Genomic DNA, 14,902 nt, shown 5'->3' with positions numbered 1-14,902 from the left:
CGCGCCACGCGCCCGCACGCCCCCACGCCGTACGACACCGACACCGTCCCCTCACGCGCCACCCCTCACCGTCGACCGCGGAACCGTGCACCGCGGAACCGTGCACCGCGGCCCATCCTGCCCCGCCGATGCGGATCACGGCTGTCCCTTGACACACAAAACCCCGACCGCGGGGCGGCCGGGGTGTGCTCGGTATGGGATGTCGTGACTCAGGAGCCCGTGGGCACGGAGTCAGTCGCCTCCGTCCACAGATCCTGCTCGGCGCGATCCGCCTGGATCTGGCGGTACACGAGGAGCCCGCCGATGGCGGCCAGTGCGACCAGGAGAAGCTTCTTCACCGCGCGACCTCGTCTTTCCTTGACGTAGGGGACCTCTGGCGCCCGACTATACACACCGACCGATACCGATCGGTGACCTGAGTCGGCCCTCAACTCCCGTCCGGGAGACCCGGATAGAAGCGGAGTTCGTCGCTCCGAACCGGAGGGTGAGCACACGCCGACGGACGGTTACTTTGACCCACCTCCTCCGCTCTCCTCACCTTTTCACCCCGCTTGCGTCCATACGAGTGGTGTTCATCTGAACATCGCCGCGCCACGGGCGTCGGTCCACCACTTCTCGGCCCCCATACACATCATGAGGAAAGTACGCAAATCGCCCAACCCGAAAGTGAGGGGCCATGGCCCGGAACAAGGTCATGAAGCTGTGGACCGCCATCGTCACCGCCTTCCTCGCCCTGTGCACGGCGCTCGGATTCATCACCACGACCGCCGCCGCGGCAGTACCGCAGGCCGAGCAGAAGCGCAACAGCGACCGCATCCCGCATCAGCGGACGGCACCCGCGGCGGCCCCCTGGTCCCAGGCGAGGGCCCTGCCCCCCACGATGAAACAGCGCATCCGCGCCGAGGCCCACGGCAAGTCCCCGCGCTGCCGCCACCGCTCCCTCACGGACTCGACGGCGACGACCACGACCGACTGCGCGGACGACGACACGGACGACGAGGACGACCCCGCCGCCTCCCGCCTCACACCCCTCAAGCGCTGAACGCCCGGTCCCTGGTACGTCCTGGCGATCTTGCGTACCCCCACGATTCACCAGAGACCCTGAAGACCCCGGCCACTCCCGGCCGGGGTCTTCGCATGTCCCTGCCACCACGACAGCACGGCGACGACCACGGCGATCACCGCGAGCACCCGGGAGGCACCCTTGGATTGTGCCGGCGTGGCGGAGGATGGTGCTCATGTGCGCTCTTTTCGACCCCCCTGAGCCTCGCCGCGTCTCGCCGGGCGAGTACCCAGTGTGGGACCAGGCTCTCACCCTGCTGAACCGGGACCTGGCGGTGACGCTTCCCCAGCTGGAACCTCTGCGCCTGCTGGCTCTTCCGTCCAACGATGCGGATGAGCCGGAGTACGTCTACGTCGCCATGGCCAACGGCGAGTGGCACGGCAATCACCTGGAACCGAACTCGCAGGACAGCCTTGCCTCCGCGCTGGCGAGCGTCGCCGATGCCGCACAGGAGACTGTCGTGGAGCTTCTGTGGCAGGCGTGGCCGCTGTGCCCCGAGCATGGCCTGGGCATGCATCCAAGGGAGGATGCCCAGGAGCGACTGTTCTGGTGGTGCGCGGGAGAACGGTTGCGTCGCGGTCCGGCCCATGTCCACGCGGCCGTGGGTGCACTCGACGCTTTGGGCACGTCGATCCGTACACGGCCTTGAAAACCGCCGCGGCACGTCACCGACGCGCTCAGCTCACATGGATGTCAAAGACCCCCAGCCGCTACCGACTGGGGGTCTTCTCGCTGGTGGGGCTAACAGGATTTGAACCTGTGGCCTCATCCTTATCAGGGATGCGCTCTAACCAACTGAGCTATAGCCCCGCCGCGCTCTGCGGGGTGTCCCGCGCGCTGACTCCTGAAGATTAGCGCACGACATGGGCAGTCCCAAAATCGGTTGTCGGAGCACCGTCACCAGGGCACCCGCAGCACCGTCACCGGGACACCCGCAGCACGTCAGAGGCGCGTCACTCGTCCTCGGCGAGCGTCAGCTCCACACCGCCCACGAAGCCCGCGGAGAGGTTGTAGATGAACGCGCCGAGCGTCGCGAGGGCCGTCGCCAGGACGACGTCGATGACCGCGATGATCGACGTGAACATCAGGACGTTGGGCAGCGACAGGAAGGCCTGGAGGTCGAAGCCGTTGGACTCGTTCGAGCCGGTCGCCTCGGAGATCGTGCCGCCGACCGTGGAGAAGACGCCCATGGCGTCCATGACCATCCACAGCACGGCCGCCGCGACGATCGTGCAGATGCCCAGGGCGATGGAGAGCAGGAAGCTGACCTTCATCACCGACCACGGGTCGGCCTTCGCCACCCGCAGCCGCGCCTTGCGGACCCGGGGCGTGGTCCGCGCCCCCGTGCGCGGACGCCGTACCGCGGCCGCGGCGGCGCCGGGAGCCGCCTCCTGCTGCGCCGGGTAGGCCTGCGGCGGGTGGTACGGCCCGGCCGGCTGCTGCTTCTGCCGTTCCCCGGGGAGCGGGGAGGCCGCGGCGGCGCCCTGCTCCTCCGCGGCCGGCTGGGGCTGCGGCTGCGGCTGGGCGCCAGAAGCGGACGCTGACGCGCCCTTCTTCTTCTGTTGCTGTGTCTGCGGACCTCGAGTGTCCGTCACGGTTCCCCCCTGGGATTCCTGCGACTCAGGCGAGGGCGCGTCCTTGGTCGGGGACTTGATCGCCTTCAGGTTGGTCGTGTGCGGGTCCGCCGCACGCGCGGCGGAGCCACGGCCGCCGTCGTCCGTGTCCGTACCCGTCGAGGTACCGCTCGGTCCGGCGCCCGTGGCTCCGCTCACGCTGACTCACTCCTCGTGCCTACTCGGCCGAGGGCGCCTCACCCTCGTCCGTGCCGGTGACGGCGGCACCGTCGGCGATCTCGTCGACGACCACGTCGCCGTCGACCTCCTCCGCCTCGCGCCCCGCCTCGGCGTTGCGAGCGATGCCCACGACGGCATCGCGCTTGCCCAGATTGATCAGTTGGACGCCCATGGTGTCACGGCCGGTTTCCCTGATCTCGTTGACTCGCGTACGAATCACACCGCCCGACAGCGTGATGGCGAGGATCTCGTCGGTCTCCTCGACCACCAGCGCGCCGACGAGGGAGCCGCGATCCTCGACGATCTTGGCGGCCTTGATGCCGAGGCCGCCGCGACCCTGGACGCGGTACTCGTCGACGGCGGTCCGCTTCGCGTACCCGCCGTCTGTGGCAGTGAACACGAACGTACCGGGTCGAACAACATTCATCGAGAGCAGCTCGTCACCCTCGCGGAAGCTCATGCCCTTGACACCGGAGGTGGCACGGCCCATGGGACGCAGGGTTTCGTCCGAGGCGGTGAACCTGATCGACTGTGCCTTCTTGCTGATCAGAAGCAGATCGTCGTCGGACGAGACGAGTTCGGCTCCGATCAGTTCGTCGTCCGAACCGTCCTCCATCGAGCGGAGGTTGATCGCGATCACACCGCCGGAGCGGGGCGAATCGTAATCCTTCAGAGGCGTCTTCTTCACAAGTCCGGCCTTGGTGGCGAGCACGAGGTACGGAACGGCCTCGTAGTCGCGGATCGCCAGGATCTCGGCGATCGCCTCGTCCGGCTGGAAGGCGAGCAGGTTCGCGACGTGCTGACCGCGCGCGTCCCGGCCGGCGTCGGGCAGTTCGTAGCCCTTGACGCGGTAGACACGGCCCTTGTTGGTGAAGAACAGCAGCCAGTGGTGCGTGGTGGACACGAAGAAGTGGTCGACGATGTCGTCTTCCTTGAGCTTCGTGCCGCGCACTCCCTTGCCGCCGCGCTTCTGGGCGCGGTAGTCGTCGGTCTTGGTGCGCTTGATGTAGCCGCCCCGGGTGACCGTGACGACGATGTCCTCCTCGGCGATCAGGTCCTCGATGGACATGTCGCCCTCGTAGGGGATCAGCTTCGTCTTGCGGTCGTCGCCGTACTTCTCGACGATCGCGGCCAGTTCGGCGCTGACGATGCCCCGCTGGCGGGCCGGGGAGGCCAGGATCTCGTTGTACTCGTTGATCTTCGCCTGGAGTTCGTCGTGCTCCTGGACGATCTTCTGGCGCTCCAGGGCGGCCAGTCGGCGCAGCTGCATCTCGAGGATGGCGTTGGCCTGGATCTCGTCGATCTCCAGGAGGCTCATCAGGCCCCCGCGGGCGATCTCGACGGTGTCGCTGCGCCGGATCAGCGCGATGACCTCGTCGATGGCGTCCAGGGCCTTCAGCAGGCCACGCAGGATGTGCGCCCGCTCCTCGGCCTTGCGTAGCCGGAAGCGCGTGCGGCGGACGATGACCTCGATCTGGTGCGTCACCCAGTGGCGGATGAACGCGTCGAGCGAGAGCGTGCGCGGCACGCCGTCCACCAGCGCCAGCATGTTGGCGCCGAAGTTCGTCTGCAGGTCGGTGTGCTTGTAGAGGTTGTTGAGGACGACCTTGGCGACCGCGTCCCTCTTGAGCACGATGACGAGCCGCTGGCCCGTGCGGGACGACGTCTCGTCGCGGACGTCCGCGATGCCGCCGATCTTGCCGTCCTTCACCAGGTCGGCGATCTTCTGGGCGAGGTTGTCCGGGTTGACCTGGTACGGGAGTTCGGTGACCACCAGGCACTGGCGGTTCTGGATCTCCTCGACCTCGACGACCGCACGCATCGTGATGGAGCCGCGGCCGGTGCGGTACGCCTCCTCGATGCCCCGGCGGCCGACGACCAGCGCGCCGGTCGGGAAGTCCGGGCCCTTGATGCGCTCGATGAGCGCGTCCAGCAGCTCCTCGTGCGAGGCCTCGGGGTTCTCCAGGTACCACTGGGCGCCGGCGGCGACCTCGCGCAGGTTGTGCGGCGGGATGTTGGTCGCCATGCCGACCGCGATACCGGCCGAGCCGTTGATCAGCAGGTTCGGGAAGCGGGCCGGCAGGACGGTCGGCTCCTGGGAGCGGCCGTCGTAGTTGTCCGTGAAGTCGACGGTCTCCTCGTCGATGTCGCGGACCATCTCCATCGACAGCGGCGCCATCTTGCACTCGGTGTACCGCATGGCCGCGGCCGGGTCGTTGCCCGGGGAGCCGAAGTTGCCGTTGGAGTCGACGAGCGGCATGCGCATCGACCAGGGCTGGGCGAGGCGCACGAGCGCGTCGTAGATGGAGGAGTCGCCGTGCGGGTGGTAGTTGCCCATGACGTCGCCGACGACGCGGGCGCACTTGTAGAAGCCGCGCTCGGGGCGGTAGCCGCCGTCGTACATGGCGTACAGCACACGGCGGTGGACGGGCTTGAGGCCGTCGCGGACGTCGGGCAGCGCACGCGAGACGATGACGGACATCGCGTAGTCGAGGTACGAGCGCTGCATCTCCGTCTCGAGCCCGACGGGCTCGACGCGCATGGCCAGGGCGTCACCCTCGGGCGTCGTCACGGGAGTGTTCTCGTCGGTCATTGCTGGTGAAGGTCCTTCCTGGTGCGGTCAGCTGAGACCGACTCAGATGTCGAGGAAGCGGACGTCCTTGGCGTTGCGCTGGATGAACGCGCGGCGGGCCTCGACGTCCTCGCCCATGAGGACCGAGAACAGGTCGTCGGCCTGGGCGGCGTCGTCGAGGGTGACCTGGCCGAGGACGCGGTGCTCCTGGTCCATGGTCGTGATGCGCAGCTCCTCGGCGTTCATCTCGCCGAGGCCCTTGAAGCGCTGGACCGAGTCCTCGCGGATGCGCTTGCCGGCGTTGCGGCCCATCTCGATCAGGGCGTCGCGCTCACGGTCGGAGTACGCGTACTCGAAGTCGTCCTTGCCCCACTTGATCTTGTAGAGCGGCGGACGGGAGAGGTACACGTGCCCGGCCTCGACCAGGGGCCGCATGAAGCGGAACAGGAAGGTCAGCAGCAGGGTGTTGATGTGCTGGCCGTCGACGTCGGCGTCCGCCATCAGGATGATCTTGTGGTAGCGGAGCTTCTCGATGTCGAAGTCCTCGTGCACGCCCGTGCCGAACGCGGAGATCATCGCCTGGATCTCCTGGTTCTGCAGGATCCGGTCGATGCGCGCCTTCTCGACGTTGAGGATCTTGCCGCGGATCGGGAGGATCGCCTGGTACTGCGGGTTGCGGCCGGACTTGGCCGAGCCGCCGGCGGAGTCACCCTCGACGATGAAGATCTCGCACTTGGTCGGGTCGTTCGACTGGCAGTCCGAGAGCTTGCCCGGCAGGGACGCCGTCTCCAGCAGGCCCTTGCGGCGGGTCAGGTCACGGGCCTTGCGGGCCGCCACGCGCGCGGTGGCCGCCGCGATGCCCTTGCGGATGATGTCCGCGGCCTCGTTCGGGTTGCGGTCGAGCCAGTCGGCGAGGTGCTCGTAGACGACCTTCTGCACGAAGGTCTTGGCCTCGGTGTTGCCCAGCTTGGTCTTCGTCTGGCCCTCGAACTGGGGCTCGCTCAGCTTCACCGAGATGATCGCGGTCAGACCCTCGCGGATGTCGTCACCGGTGAGGTTGTCGTCCTTCTCGCGGAGCAGCTTCTTGTCGCGCGCGTACTTGTTGATCAGCGAGGTCAGCGCGGCGCGGAAGCCCTCTTCGTGCGTACCGCCCTCGTGGGTGTGGATGATGTTGGCGAACGAGTACACGCCCTCGGTGTAGCCGCCGTTCCACTGCATGGCGACCTCGAGGGACAGCTGCCTGTCCTTGTCCTCGGCCTCCAGGTCGATGACGGTGGGGTGGACCGCCTCGCCCTTGCGGGAGTTGAGGTACTTCACGAAGTCGACGATGCCGCCCTCGTAGTGGTACGTGACCGTCTTGACGTCGGCGGTCTCGTCGGCGCCCGCCTCGTCCGCCCCGGAGGTGGCCTTCGCGGACTCGCGCTCGTCGGTGAGCCTGATCGTGAGGCCCTTGTTGAGGAACGCCATCTCCTGGAAGCGCCGCGAGAGCGTCTCGAAGGAGTACTCGGTGGTCTCGAAGATGTCGCCGTCGGCCCAGAAGGTGACCGACGTGCCGGTCTCCTCGGTGGCCTCGTGCTGGGCGAGCGGCGCCGTGGGGACGCCCATCTTGTACTCCTGCGTCCAGCGGTGACCGTCGGTCTTCACCTCGACGGAGACCTTGCTGGACAGGGCGTTCACGACCGAGACGCCGACGCCGTGCAGACCACCGGAGACCGCGTAGCCGCCGCCGCCGAACTTGCCGCCCGCGTGCAGCACGGTCAGCACGACCTCGACGGCCGGCTTGCCCTCGGACGGGACGATGCCCACCGGGATGCCACGGCCGTTGTCGACGACCCGCACACCGCCGTCGGCGAGGATCGTCACGTCGATCGTGTCCGCGTGACCGGCCAGCGCCTCGTCGACGGAGTTGTCGACGACCTCGTACACGAGGTGGTGCAGTCCTCGCTCACCGGTCGAGCCGATGTACATGCCGGGTCGCTTGCGGACCGCGTCCAGACCCTCGAGGACGGTGATGGCACTGGCGTCGTACGAGGCGGTGACCTCGCCGTTGGAGGTGATCGCCTCGCTGGTCACGCCTGCGTCGGTGGACGGGATGTTCTCGTTGGGGTTGCCGGAATCGGCCACGAAGCGCCCTTTCTGGCACAGCACGAGCCGGGCTCGTCGGCGGGTTGCCGGAGCGGCTGCGGCATGTTGCGTTGGTAAGCCTTGATCAGCGTTGCTCAGCTTTTCCCGGACGGTCCCCAGCGAGTGGGGCGGGATTGCTCCCAGTCTACCGGTAGCACTGACACTGATGGGGGTTTGCCGGTACCTGAGTCCGCATGTGCCGCCCTCGACGGGTCTTGTCCGACTCCCGATATGCGGATGGGGGCTCCAAGAGGCTCACGGAGCCACTCAGCGCTTTCGGCCGTCAACCCTTGGCTACTTCGGAGTCAGGTCGCGATTCGCAACCGTGTGCGGTGCCGCGACGGGAGGGCCACGCCCGCCGAACCGGGCCGTCGAGACGTGACGTAAGTCACCTGTAGGTGTCGCCAGGACCACTGCTGCCGGGGGCGCGCAGGGGGCCGTAGCGGCGGGCGGGACCACCGGGTCCCATGACCTTGATCTGCCGCACGGTGCCGTGGCCCAGGTCCTCGTTGAGACGGGCGACCAGGGTGGGAGCGAGTCGGCGCACTTCGGTCGCCCAGACCGGCGACTCGCACTGCACGATCAGGATGCGCTCGTCCTCGTCGTACCTCTGCGGCAGGCAGTGGTCGGCGAGCTTCTCGCCGACGATCTGCGGCCAGCGGCCCATCACCCCGCCCACCGCGGCGGGGGCCTCCCAGCCGCGCTCGGTGATCAGCCGGTTGATCGCGGCGCCGAGCGCCATGGGGTCGCGGCCGTCGGCGTGCGCGCCGGAGCGCAGTCCGCCACCGCGGCGCGCCTGCTTCTTCTGCTGCGCCGCGTCCCCCCGCGCGCGGGCGGCTTCCTTGGCCGCGCGGAGCGCCACGCGCGCGAGATCGACCCCGGACGGCTCGGGGGTCTTCTTCGGCTCCTGCCCGCTCATACGCGCTCCACCGCCCCCTCGGACACGGCGAACCGCGTCCCGGACAGCACATGCGGTACGTCGTCGTCGACCGCAGCGGTCACCAGGACCTGCTCGCCGGGCGCGACCAGCTCGGCGAGGCGCTCACGGCGCCGGGTGTCCAGCTCGGCGAAGACGTCGTCGAGCACCAGCACGGGTTCGTTGCCCTCGGCCCTGAGCAGGTCGTACGAGGCCAGGCGCAGCGCCAGCGCGTACGACCAGGACTCGCCGTGGGAGGCGTAGCCCTTGGCGGGCAGCTGGCCGAGCTTGAGCTGGAGGTCGTCCCGGTGCGGGCCGACCAGCGTGACACCCCGCTCGATCTCCTGCTTGCGGGCCTCGGCGAGGGCTGCCGTCAGCTGCTCGAAAAGGTCCTCGCGCGTGTGCGCCTCGCCCGGCGCGGACGGCTTGTACTCCAGCGCGACCGGGCCGCCGCCGGGGGCCAGTTGCTCGTACGCCTTGTCGGCCAGTGGCTGGATCGTGGCGATCAGATCCAGCCGCTGGGCGAGCAGCTCGGCGCCGGCGCGCGCGAGGTGCTGGTCCCACACGTCGAGCGTGGACATGTCCATGCTGCTGCCGCCGTGGCGACGGGCCAGCGCGGCCGACTTCAGCAGGGTGTTGCGCTGCTTGAGGACCCGGTCGTAGTCGGAGCGGACCCCTGCCATGCGCGGGGAGCGGGCGGTGATCAGCTCGTCGAGGAAGCGGCGCCGCTCCCCGGGGTCGCCCTTGACCAGGGCGAGATCCTCCGGCGCGAACAGGACGGTCCGTACGATCCCCAGCACGTCACGCGGCCTGACCTGCGAGGACCTGTTGATACGCGCGCGGTTGGCGCGGCCCGGGTTGAGCTCGAGCTCGACCAGCTGCTGCCGCTCGCCCTGCCTCACCTGGGCCCGGATGATCGCGCGCTCGGCGCCCATGCGGACCAGGGGGGCGTCGGAGGAGACCCGGTGGCTGCCGAGGGTGGCGAGATAGCCGACGGCCTCGACGAGGTTGGTCTTGCCCTGCCCGTTCGGCCCGACGAAGGCCGTCACCCCCGGGTCGAGCGGGACCTCGACCCGGGGATAGGAGCGGAAGTCGGCCAGCGACAGATGCGTGACGTGCATGGTCGTTTCGCCGACCTCCCAGGACCTCGGTGGTGCTTACTTCTTCTCGACCGCGTGGCCGCCGAACTGGTTCCGCAGCGCCGCGATCATCTTCATCTGGGGCGAGTCCTCCTGGCGGGAGGCGAACCGCGCGAACAGCGACGCGGTGATCGCCGGCAGCGGCACCGCGTTGTCGATGGCGGCCTCCACGGTCCAGCGTCCCTCGCCGGAGTCCTGTGCATAACCCCGGAGCCGGTCCAGGTGCTCGTCCTCGTCGAGCGCGTTGACCGCGAGGTCCAGCAGCCAGGAGCGGATGACCGTGCCCTCCTGCCAGGAGCGGAAGACCTCCCGGACGTCGGTCACGGAGTCGACCTTCTCCAGCAGTTCCCAGCCCTCGGCGTAAGCCTGCATCATCGCGTACTCGATGCCGTTGTGGACCATCTTCGCGAAGTGGCCGGCGCCGACCTTGCCGGCGTGCACCGAGCCGAAGTCGCCCTCGGGCTTGAGGGCGTCGAAGACCGGCTGCACCTTGGCGACGTTCTCCGCGTCGCCGCCGTACATCAGCGCGTAGCCGTTCTCCAGGCCCCAGACGCCGCCGGAGACACCGCAGTCGACGAAGCCGATGCCCTTGGCCGCCAGCTCCTCGGCGTGCTTCTCGTCGTCCGTCCAGCGGGAGTTGCCGCCGTCCACGACGACGTCGCCCGGCTCCAGCAGCTCGGCGAGCTCGTCGATCGTGGACTGCGTGGGCTCGCCCGCCGGGACCATCACCCAGACCACGCGCGGCCCGCTGAGCTTGCCCACAAGCTCCTGCAGGCTGTGGACATCGGCGAGGTCCGGGTTGCGGTCGTATCCGAAGACGGTGTGGCCCGCGCGGCGGATCCGCTCGCGCATGTTGCCGCCCATCTTGCCGAGGCCGACGAGACCGAGCTCCATCAGTTGTGTTCCTTAGGTTCTGCGACGTGGCGTGGCGGCACGTTCGTACCGCCAGGCACTTTCGTACCCACGTCCGAGCCTAGACCCGGACGCTCGCGCACATCTGTGGGCATACGCGCTCAGTCGCACGCCCTCACCTGCGGGTTTGTCCTCAGCCTGTGGACAACGGCTCCCGAGGAGAGCCTCAGCCGCTCAGCCGGACGGGCATGATCAGGTACTTGTAGGCCTCGTCCGCCTCGGCGTCCACCGCGGGCCTGCCGCTGAGCAGCGCCGGCTTCGTGGACGTCGTGAAGGAGAGCTGGGCCACCGGGGAGTCGATGGCGCTCAGGCCGTCCAGCAGGAACGTCGGGTTGAAGGCGATGGAGATGTCGTCGCCCTCCAGCTGGGCGTCGACCCTTTCCACAGCCTGTGCGTCGTCGCTGGAGCCGGCCTCCAGGATGAGCACGCCCTGCTCGAAGCTCAGCCGCACCGGGGTGTTGCGCTCGGCGACCAGGGCCACGCGCTTGACGGCCTCCACGAAGGGGGCCGTCTCGATGACGGCGACGCTGTTGAACTCCGTCGGGAACAGCGTGCGGTACTTCGGGAGGTCGCCCTCCAGCAGGCGGGTCGTCGTACGGCGGCCGGCGCCCTCGAAGCCGATCAGGCCCTCGCCCGAGCCCGAGCCGGACAGCGCCAGGGTCACCTGGTCGCCGCTGGTCAGGGCCTTGGCGGTGTCCAGGAGCGTCTTGGCGGGCACCAGGGCGACCGCGGAGGCCTCCGGGTTCTCCGGCTTCCACAGGAACTCGCGGACCGCGAAGCGGTAGCGGTCGGTGGACGCCAGCGTGACCGTGTCGCCCTCGATCTCGATGCGGACGCCTGTGAGGACCGGCAGCGTGTCGTCACGGCCCGCGGCGATGGCCACCTGGGCGGCCGCTGAGGCGAAGACCTCGCCCGGGACCGTGCCCGTCGCGTTCGGCATCTGCGGCAGGGCCGGGTACTCCTCCACAGGCAGGGTGTGGAGTGTGAACCGCGAGGATCCGCAGACCACCGTCGCCCGTACACCGTCTGTGGAGATCTCCACCGGGCGGTTCGGGAGCGCGCGGCAGATGTCCGCGAGCAGGCGGCCGGAGACCAGGACCGTGCCCTCCTCCTCGACCTCCGTCTCCACCGACACGCGTGCGGAGACCTCGTAGTCGAAGCTGGACAGGCTCAGCTGGCCGTCCTCGGCCTTCAGCAGCAGGCCGGCGAGGACCGGCGCCGGCGGACGGGCCGGGAGGCTGCGTGCCGCCCAGGCCACTGCCTCCGCGAGTACGTCGCGTTCCACCCGGATCTTCACTGTTGCCGCCTCCTGCTGTTGCCGGCGCTTCTCGCTCTGCCTGGCCCTCGTCGTCTGTCTCGGTGTCGACGGTCCCCGGGATGGGGAGGACACCGGGGACCAGTCTGACGCACGGCACTGACAGTAGGTGCCTCTCGGGGTCAAGTCGTGACGAGGGGCGGTCGGGCACCGGAGAGCGAGTTGTGCACAGGACCCGCTTCGAAACGAATTCCGCTCTCTCTCTAGTCGGACGTAGTAGTAGGGCCTGTGGATACCGTGGATAACCACGTTTGCCCAGCTCAGAGCGGAAATTTTGTCCACCGGGCCTGTGGGCGCGAGCGGTGGACAACCTGGTGCCGCTGTGGAGAACAGAAAGTTCTGCACACCCCGTGCACAGGGTGAGGCGAGTTCTCCCCAGTGCTGTCCCCAGCTTTACCCACCTTTCCCACAGCCCAACCCGGCAGCTTTGTGTGACGCCTTTCACTCGACCCGGTGAGGAGGCGCGTCGCGTTGCCGAACAGTGGACAGGGATGTGGAGAAGCCGCCGATTGCTGGGGACAACCGCCCCCAGCCTGTGGGTTGCCCGTGGACAACTCGGTGCACAGCCTGTGGATCCCCGCTTCGTCCACAGTCTGTGGAGATCGTTCGTCCACCGATCCACAACCACGTGAGCTGGTCTGATGGTCTTTCGGCAGCGCTCCCTGTGGACACGATCTGGACAACTCCCCAGTCCCCAGGATGTGGACGGCAGAAAGTCCGCGAATCTGTGGAGGGAGGCCGTAACGCGGCGGGTATTCGAACAGGACGGCACATGAAGAAGGCGCCCCCCGAAGTCACAGGGGGCGCCCTCAGCGGCGTAGCGGCGTACTGCTGTCCCGCGTACCGCGGCGTACTGCCGTCGCCATCAGCCGTTCTTGATGCGGTTGGTCAGCTCCGTGACCTGGTTGTAGATGGAGCGGCGCTCGGCCATGAGATTGCGGATCTTGCGGTCCGCGTGCATGACCGTCGTGTGGTCGCGGCCCCCGAACAGCGCGCCGATCTTCGGCAGCGACAGGTCCGTCAGCTCACGGCACAGGTACATGGCGATCTGGCGGGCCGTGACGAGCTGGCGGCCTCGCGAGCTGCCGCACAGGTCCTCGATCGTCAGGCCGAAGTAGTCGGCGGTCGCGCTCATGATGGCCGTCGAGGTGATCTCCGGCGTGGAGTCCTCGCCGCCGGGGATGAGGTCCTTGAGGACGATCTCCGTCAGCCCCAGGTCCACCGGCTGCCGGTTGAGCGAGGCGAACGCCGTGACCCGGATCAGCGCGCCCTCCAGCTCACGGATGTTCCGCGAGATCCGGGACGCGATGAACTCCAGCACCTCCGGCGGGGCGTTCAGCTGCTCCTGGACCGCCTTCTTGCGCAGGATCGCGATGCGCGTCTCCAGCTCCGGCGGCTGGACGTCGGTGATCAGGCCCCACTCGAAACGGTTCCGCAGCCGGTCCTCCAGCGTCACCAGTTGCTTGGGCGGCCGGTCGCTGGACAGCACGATCTGCTTGTTGGCGTTGTGCAGGGTGTTGAACGTGTGGAAGAACTCCTCCTGCGTCGACTCCTTGTCCGCCAGGAACTGGATGTCGTCGACGAGCAGGATGTCCATCTCGCGGTACCGCTTGCGGAAGCTGTCGCCCTTGCCGTCGCGGATGGAGTTGATGAACTCGTTGGTGAACTCCTCCGAGCTGACGTACCGCACCCGCGTGCCCGGGTAGAGGCTGCGCGCGTAGTGCCCGATGGCGTGCAGCAGGTGCGTCTTGCCGAGCCCGGACTCCCCGTAGATGAACAGCGGGTTGTACGCCTTCGCCGGCGCCTCGGCGACGGCGACCGCGGCGGCGTGCGCGAAGCGGTTGGAGGCGCCGATGACGAACGTGTCGAAGAGGTACTTCGGGTTCAGACGCGCGGTGGGCTCACCCGGGCCGGTCGCCGGCGCGGGCTGCGCGGCCAGCGGGCCGGGCGCGCCGGTGGTGGGCAGGTTCGGGCCGACCGGGCCGCCCCGGTGCACGTGCCCCGAGCCGGGCGGCGGCTCCGGCAGCTCCCGGCGGACCGGGTCGCGCTGGTCGTAGTCGGGGCGTGACGGCTCGTAGTCGGAGCGCGGCGGCTCGTAGGAGGGGCGCTCCATGGGCTGCGGGCGGTAGTCCTGCGATCCGTAGGGCTCCTTGGGGGAGCCGTAGGAGTCCTGCCCGCCGTAGGAGTCCTGTGACGGTGACGCGTACGGGTCACGGTCGGGGAAGCCGAGGCGCTGCTGCTGCCAGCCGTAGTCGTCCTGCGTCGGCCGCGGCCAGGAGCCGGGCTCGGGGCGCTGGTACTCGGAGGGGTAGGCCGGGCGGGCCGTCGGAAGCTGGTCTGCGCGCGTAGGCGGAAGCTGATCGCCGGATGTCCCCGGCAGCGGCTCCGCGCGGTGCCGTCCGTACCCCTCGTAACCGTCACGGTCCGGGCGGCTGTCGTAGCCGTCGCGGTCCTGGCGGTTGTCGTACGCGTCACGTTCCTGGCGCGCGTCGTAGCCGTCGCGGTCCGGGCGGCCGTCGTAGCCGTCGCGGTCCTGGCGGGCCTCATACCCGTCGCGGTCCTGGCGGGCGTCGTACGGGTCGCGTTCCTGGCGTGCGGACGGGAGCTCGGGCTCCTCGTAGCGCGGCTGGGGGCGGGCGGGGGGCGCCGGCGTGGCCGGGGGCTCGCCCGCCGAGTCGTCGACGGTGATCGCGATCCGGATCGGGCGGCCGCATTCGCGGCTCAGCGTCTCGCTGACGATCGGCGCCAGCCGGCCCTCGAGCACGCCCTTCGCGAATTCGTTCGGTACGGCGAGCAGGGCGGTGTCCGCGACCAGCGCGAGCGGCTGGCAGCGCCGGATCCAGTGCTCGTCCTTCGCCTCGACGCCTTGGCCGCGGCCCTCCCCGAGGAGTTGCTCCAATACGCGTGGCCACACTGCGGCAAGATCGGCAGGTACGTCAGCCACAGGGCACGCTCTCTCACGGGTCCCTCGAAGGTGTGATCCGGGGACGGGTCGGGATGTAAATCGGGTCGGGCAGGGATAAGGGAACGAATCGGAGTCCAGTCACGGTAGTCAGGGCGGCGGGTGC

General features: G+C 68.9%; 11 protein-coding genes and 1 tRNA gene. 2 read left to right on the top strand and 10 right to left on the bottom strand.

Features of this window, described 5'->3' with window-relative positions:
• Positions 1 to 209: 209 nt before the first annotated feature.
• Positions 210 to 338 carry a DLW-39 family protein gene (locus tag C1703_RS39755; protein ID WP_003999697.1) on the bottom strand — a complete coding sequence of 43 codons (129 nt, stop codon included), beginning with the start codon at positions 336 to 338 and terminating at the stop codon, positions 210 to 212.
• 338 nt (positions 339 to 676) lie between these two features.
• Here C1703_RS39755 and C1703_RS19845 point away from each other — a divergent pair, with 338 nt between their 5' ends.
• Positions 677 to 1,042: a DUF6344 domain-containing protein gene (locus C1703_RS19845; protein ID WP_114254136.1), complete on the top strand. Its 366-nt coding sequence runs from the start codon at positions 677 to 679 to the stop codon at positions 1,040 to 1,042.
• Between the two features lie 253 nt (positions 1,043 to 1,295).
• A complete protein-coding gene (locus C1703_RS19840; protein ID WP_232840534.1) occupies positions 1,296 to 1,712 on the top strand; it encodes a hypothetical protein in 417 nt (138 codons plus the stop codon).
• 84 nt (positions 1,713 to 1,796) lie between these two features.
• Here C1703_RS19840 and C1703_RS19835 read toward each other — a convergent pair.
• The 9 genes from C1703_RS19835 to dnaA form a co-directional block, all read right to left on the bottom strand.
• Positions 1,797 to 1,873 (bottom strand) — tRNA-Ile (locus tag C1703_RS19835).
• A 143-nt stretch (positions 1,874 to 2,016) separates the two neighbouring features.
• Entirely contained in the window at positions 2,017 to 2,835 is an 819-nt protein-coding gene (locus tag C1703_RS19830) for a DUF3566 domain-containing protein (protein ID WP_114254135.1), read from the bottom strand.
• A 19-nt stretch (positions 2,836 to 2,854) separates the two neighbouring features.
• On the bottom strand, positions 2,855 to 5,449 hold the full coding sequence (gene gyrA / locus C1703_RS19825) for a DNA gyrase subunit A (protein WP_114254134.1): 2,595 nt from the start codon (positions 5,447 to 5,449) through the stop codon (positions 2,855 to 2,857).
• A gap of 42 nt (positions 5,450 to 5,491) precedes the next feature.
• Complete coding sequence (gyrB, locus tag C1703_RS19820) at positions 5,492 to 7,552, bottom strand: DNA topoisomerase (ATP-hydrolyzing) subunit B (RefSeq protein WP_114257503.1); 2,061 nt, start codon at positions 7,550 to 7,552, stop codon at positions 5,492 to 5,494.
• Positions 7,553 to 7,940: 388 nt separating this feature from the next.
• Entirely contained in the window at positions 7,941 to 8,471 is a 531-nt protein-coding gene (locus C1703_RS19815) for a DciA family protein (RefSeq protein WP_114254133.1), read from the bottom strand.
• The gene (gene recF / locus C1703_RS19810; protein ID WP_114254132.1) at positions 8,468 to 9,589 is read right to left on the bottom strand and encodes a DNA replication/repair protein RecF; all 1,122 of its coding nucleotides are present in this window, start codon (positions 9,587 to 9,589) and stop codon (positions 8,468 to 8,470) included. The genes C1703_RS19815 and recF overlap by 4 nt, the downstream gene beginning before the upstream one ends.
• Positions 9,590 to 9,625: 36 nt before the next feature.
• The gene (gnd, locus tag C1703_RS19805) at positions 9,626 to 10,501 is read right to left on the bottom strand and encodes a phosphogluconate dehydrogenase (NAD(+)-dependent, decarboxylating) (RefSeq protein WP_114254131.1); all 876 of its coding nucleotides are present in this window, start codon (positions 10,499 to 10,501) and stop codon (positions 9,626 to 9,628) included.
• A 184-nt stretch (positions 10,502 to 10,685) separates the two neighbouring features.
• Positions 10,686 to 11,816 (bottom strand): DNA polymerase III subunit beta, encoded by a 1,131-nt coding sequence (gene dnaN, locus C1703_RS19800; protein ID WP_114254130.1) that lies wholly within the window; start codon positions 11,814 to 11,816, stop codon positions 10,686 to 10,688.
• Positions 11,817 to 12,699: 883 nt separating this feature from the next.
• Entirely contained in the window at positions 12,700 to 14,778 is a 2,079-nt protein-coding gene (dnaA, locus tag C1703_RS19790; protein WP_114254128.1) for a chromosomal replication initiator protein DnaA, read from the bottom strand.
• Positions 14,779 to 14,902: the final 124 nt, after the last annotated feature.

It is taken from the genome of Streptomyces sp. Go-475 (assembly GCF_003330845.1).
Classification (GTDB): Bacteria; Actinomycetota; Actinomycetes; order Streptomycetales; family Streptomycetaceae; genus Streptomyces.
Note: the sequence above shows the minus strand (reverse complement) of the source record. Positions and strands in the feature narration are given on the sequence as shown.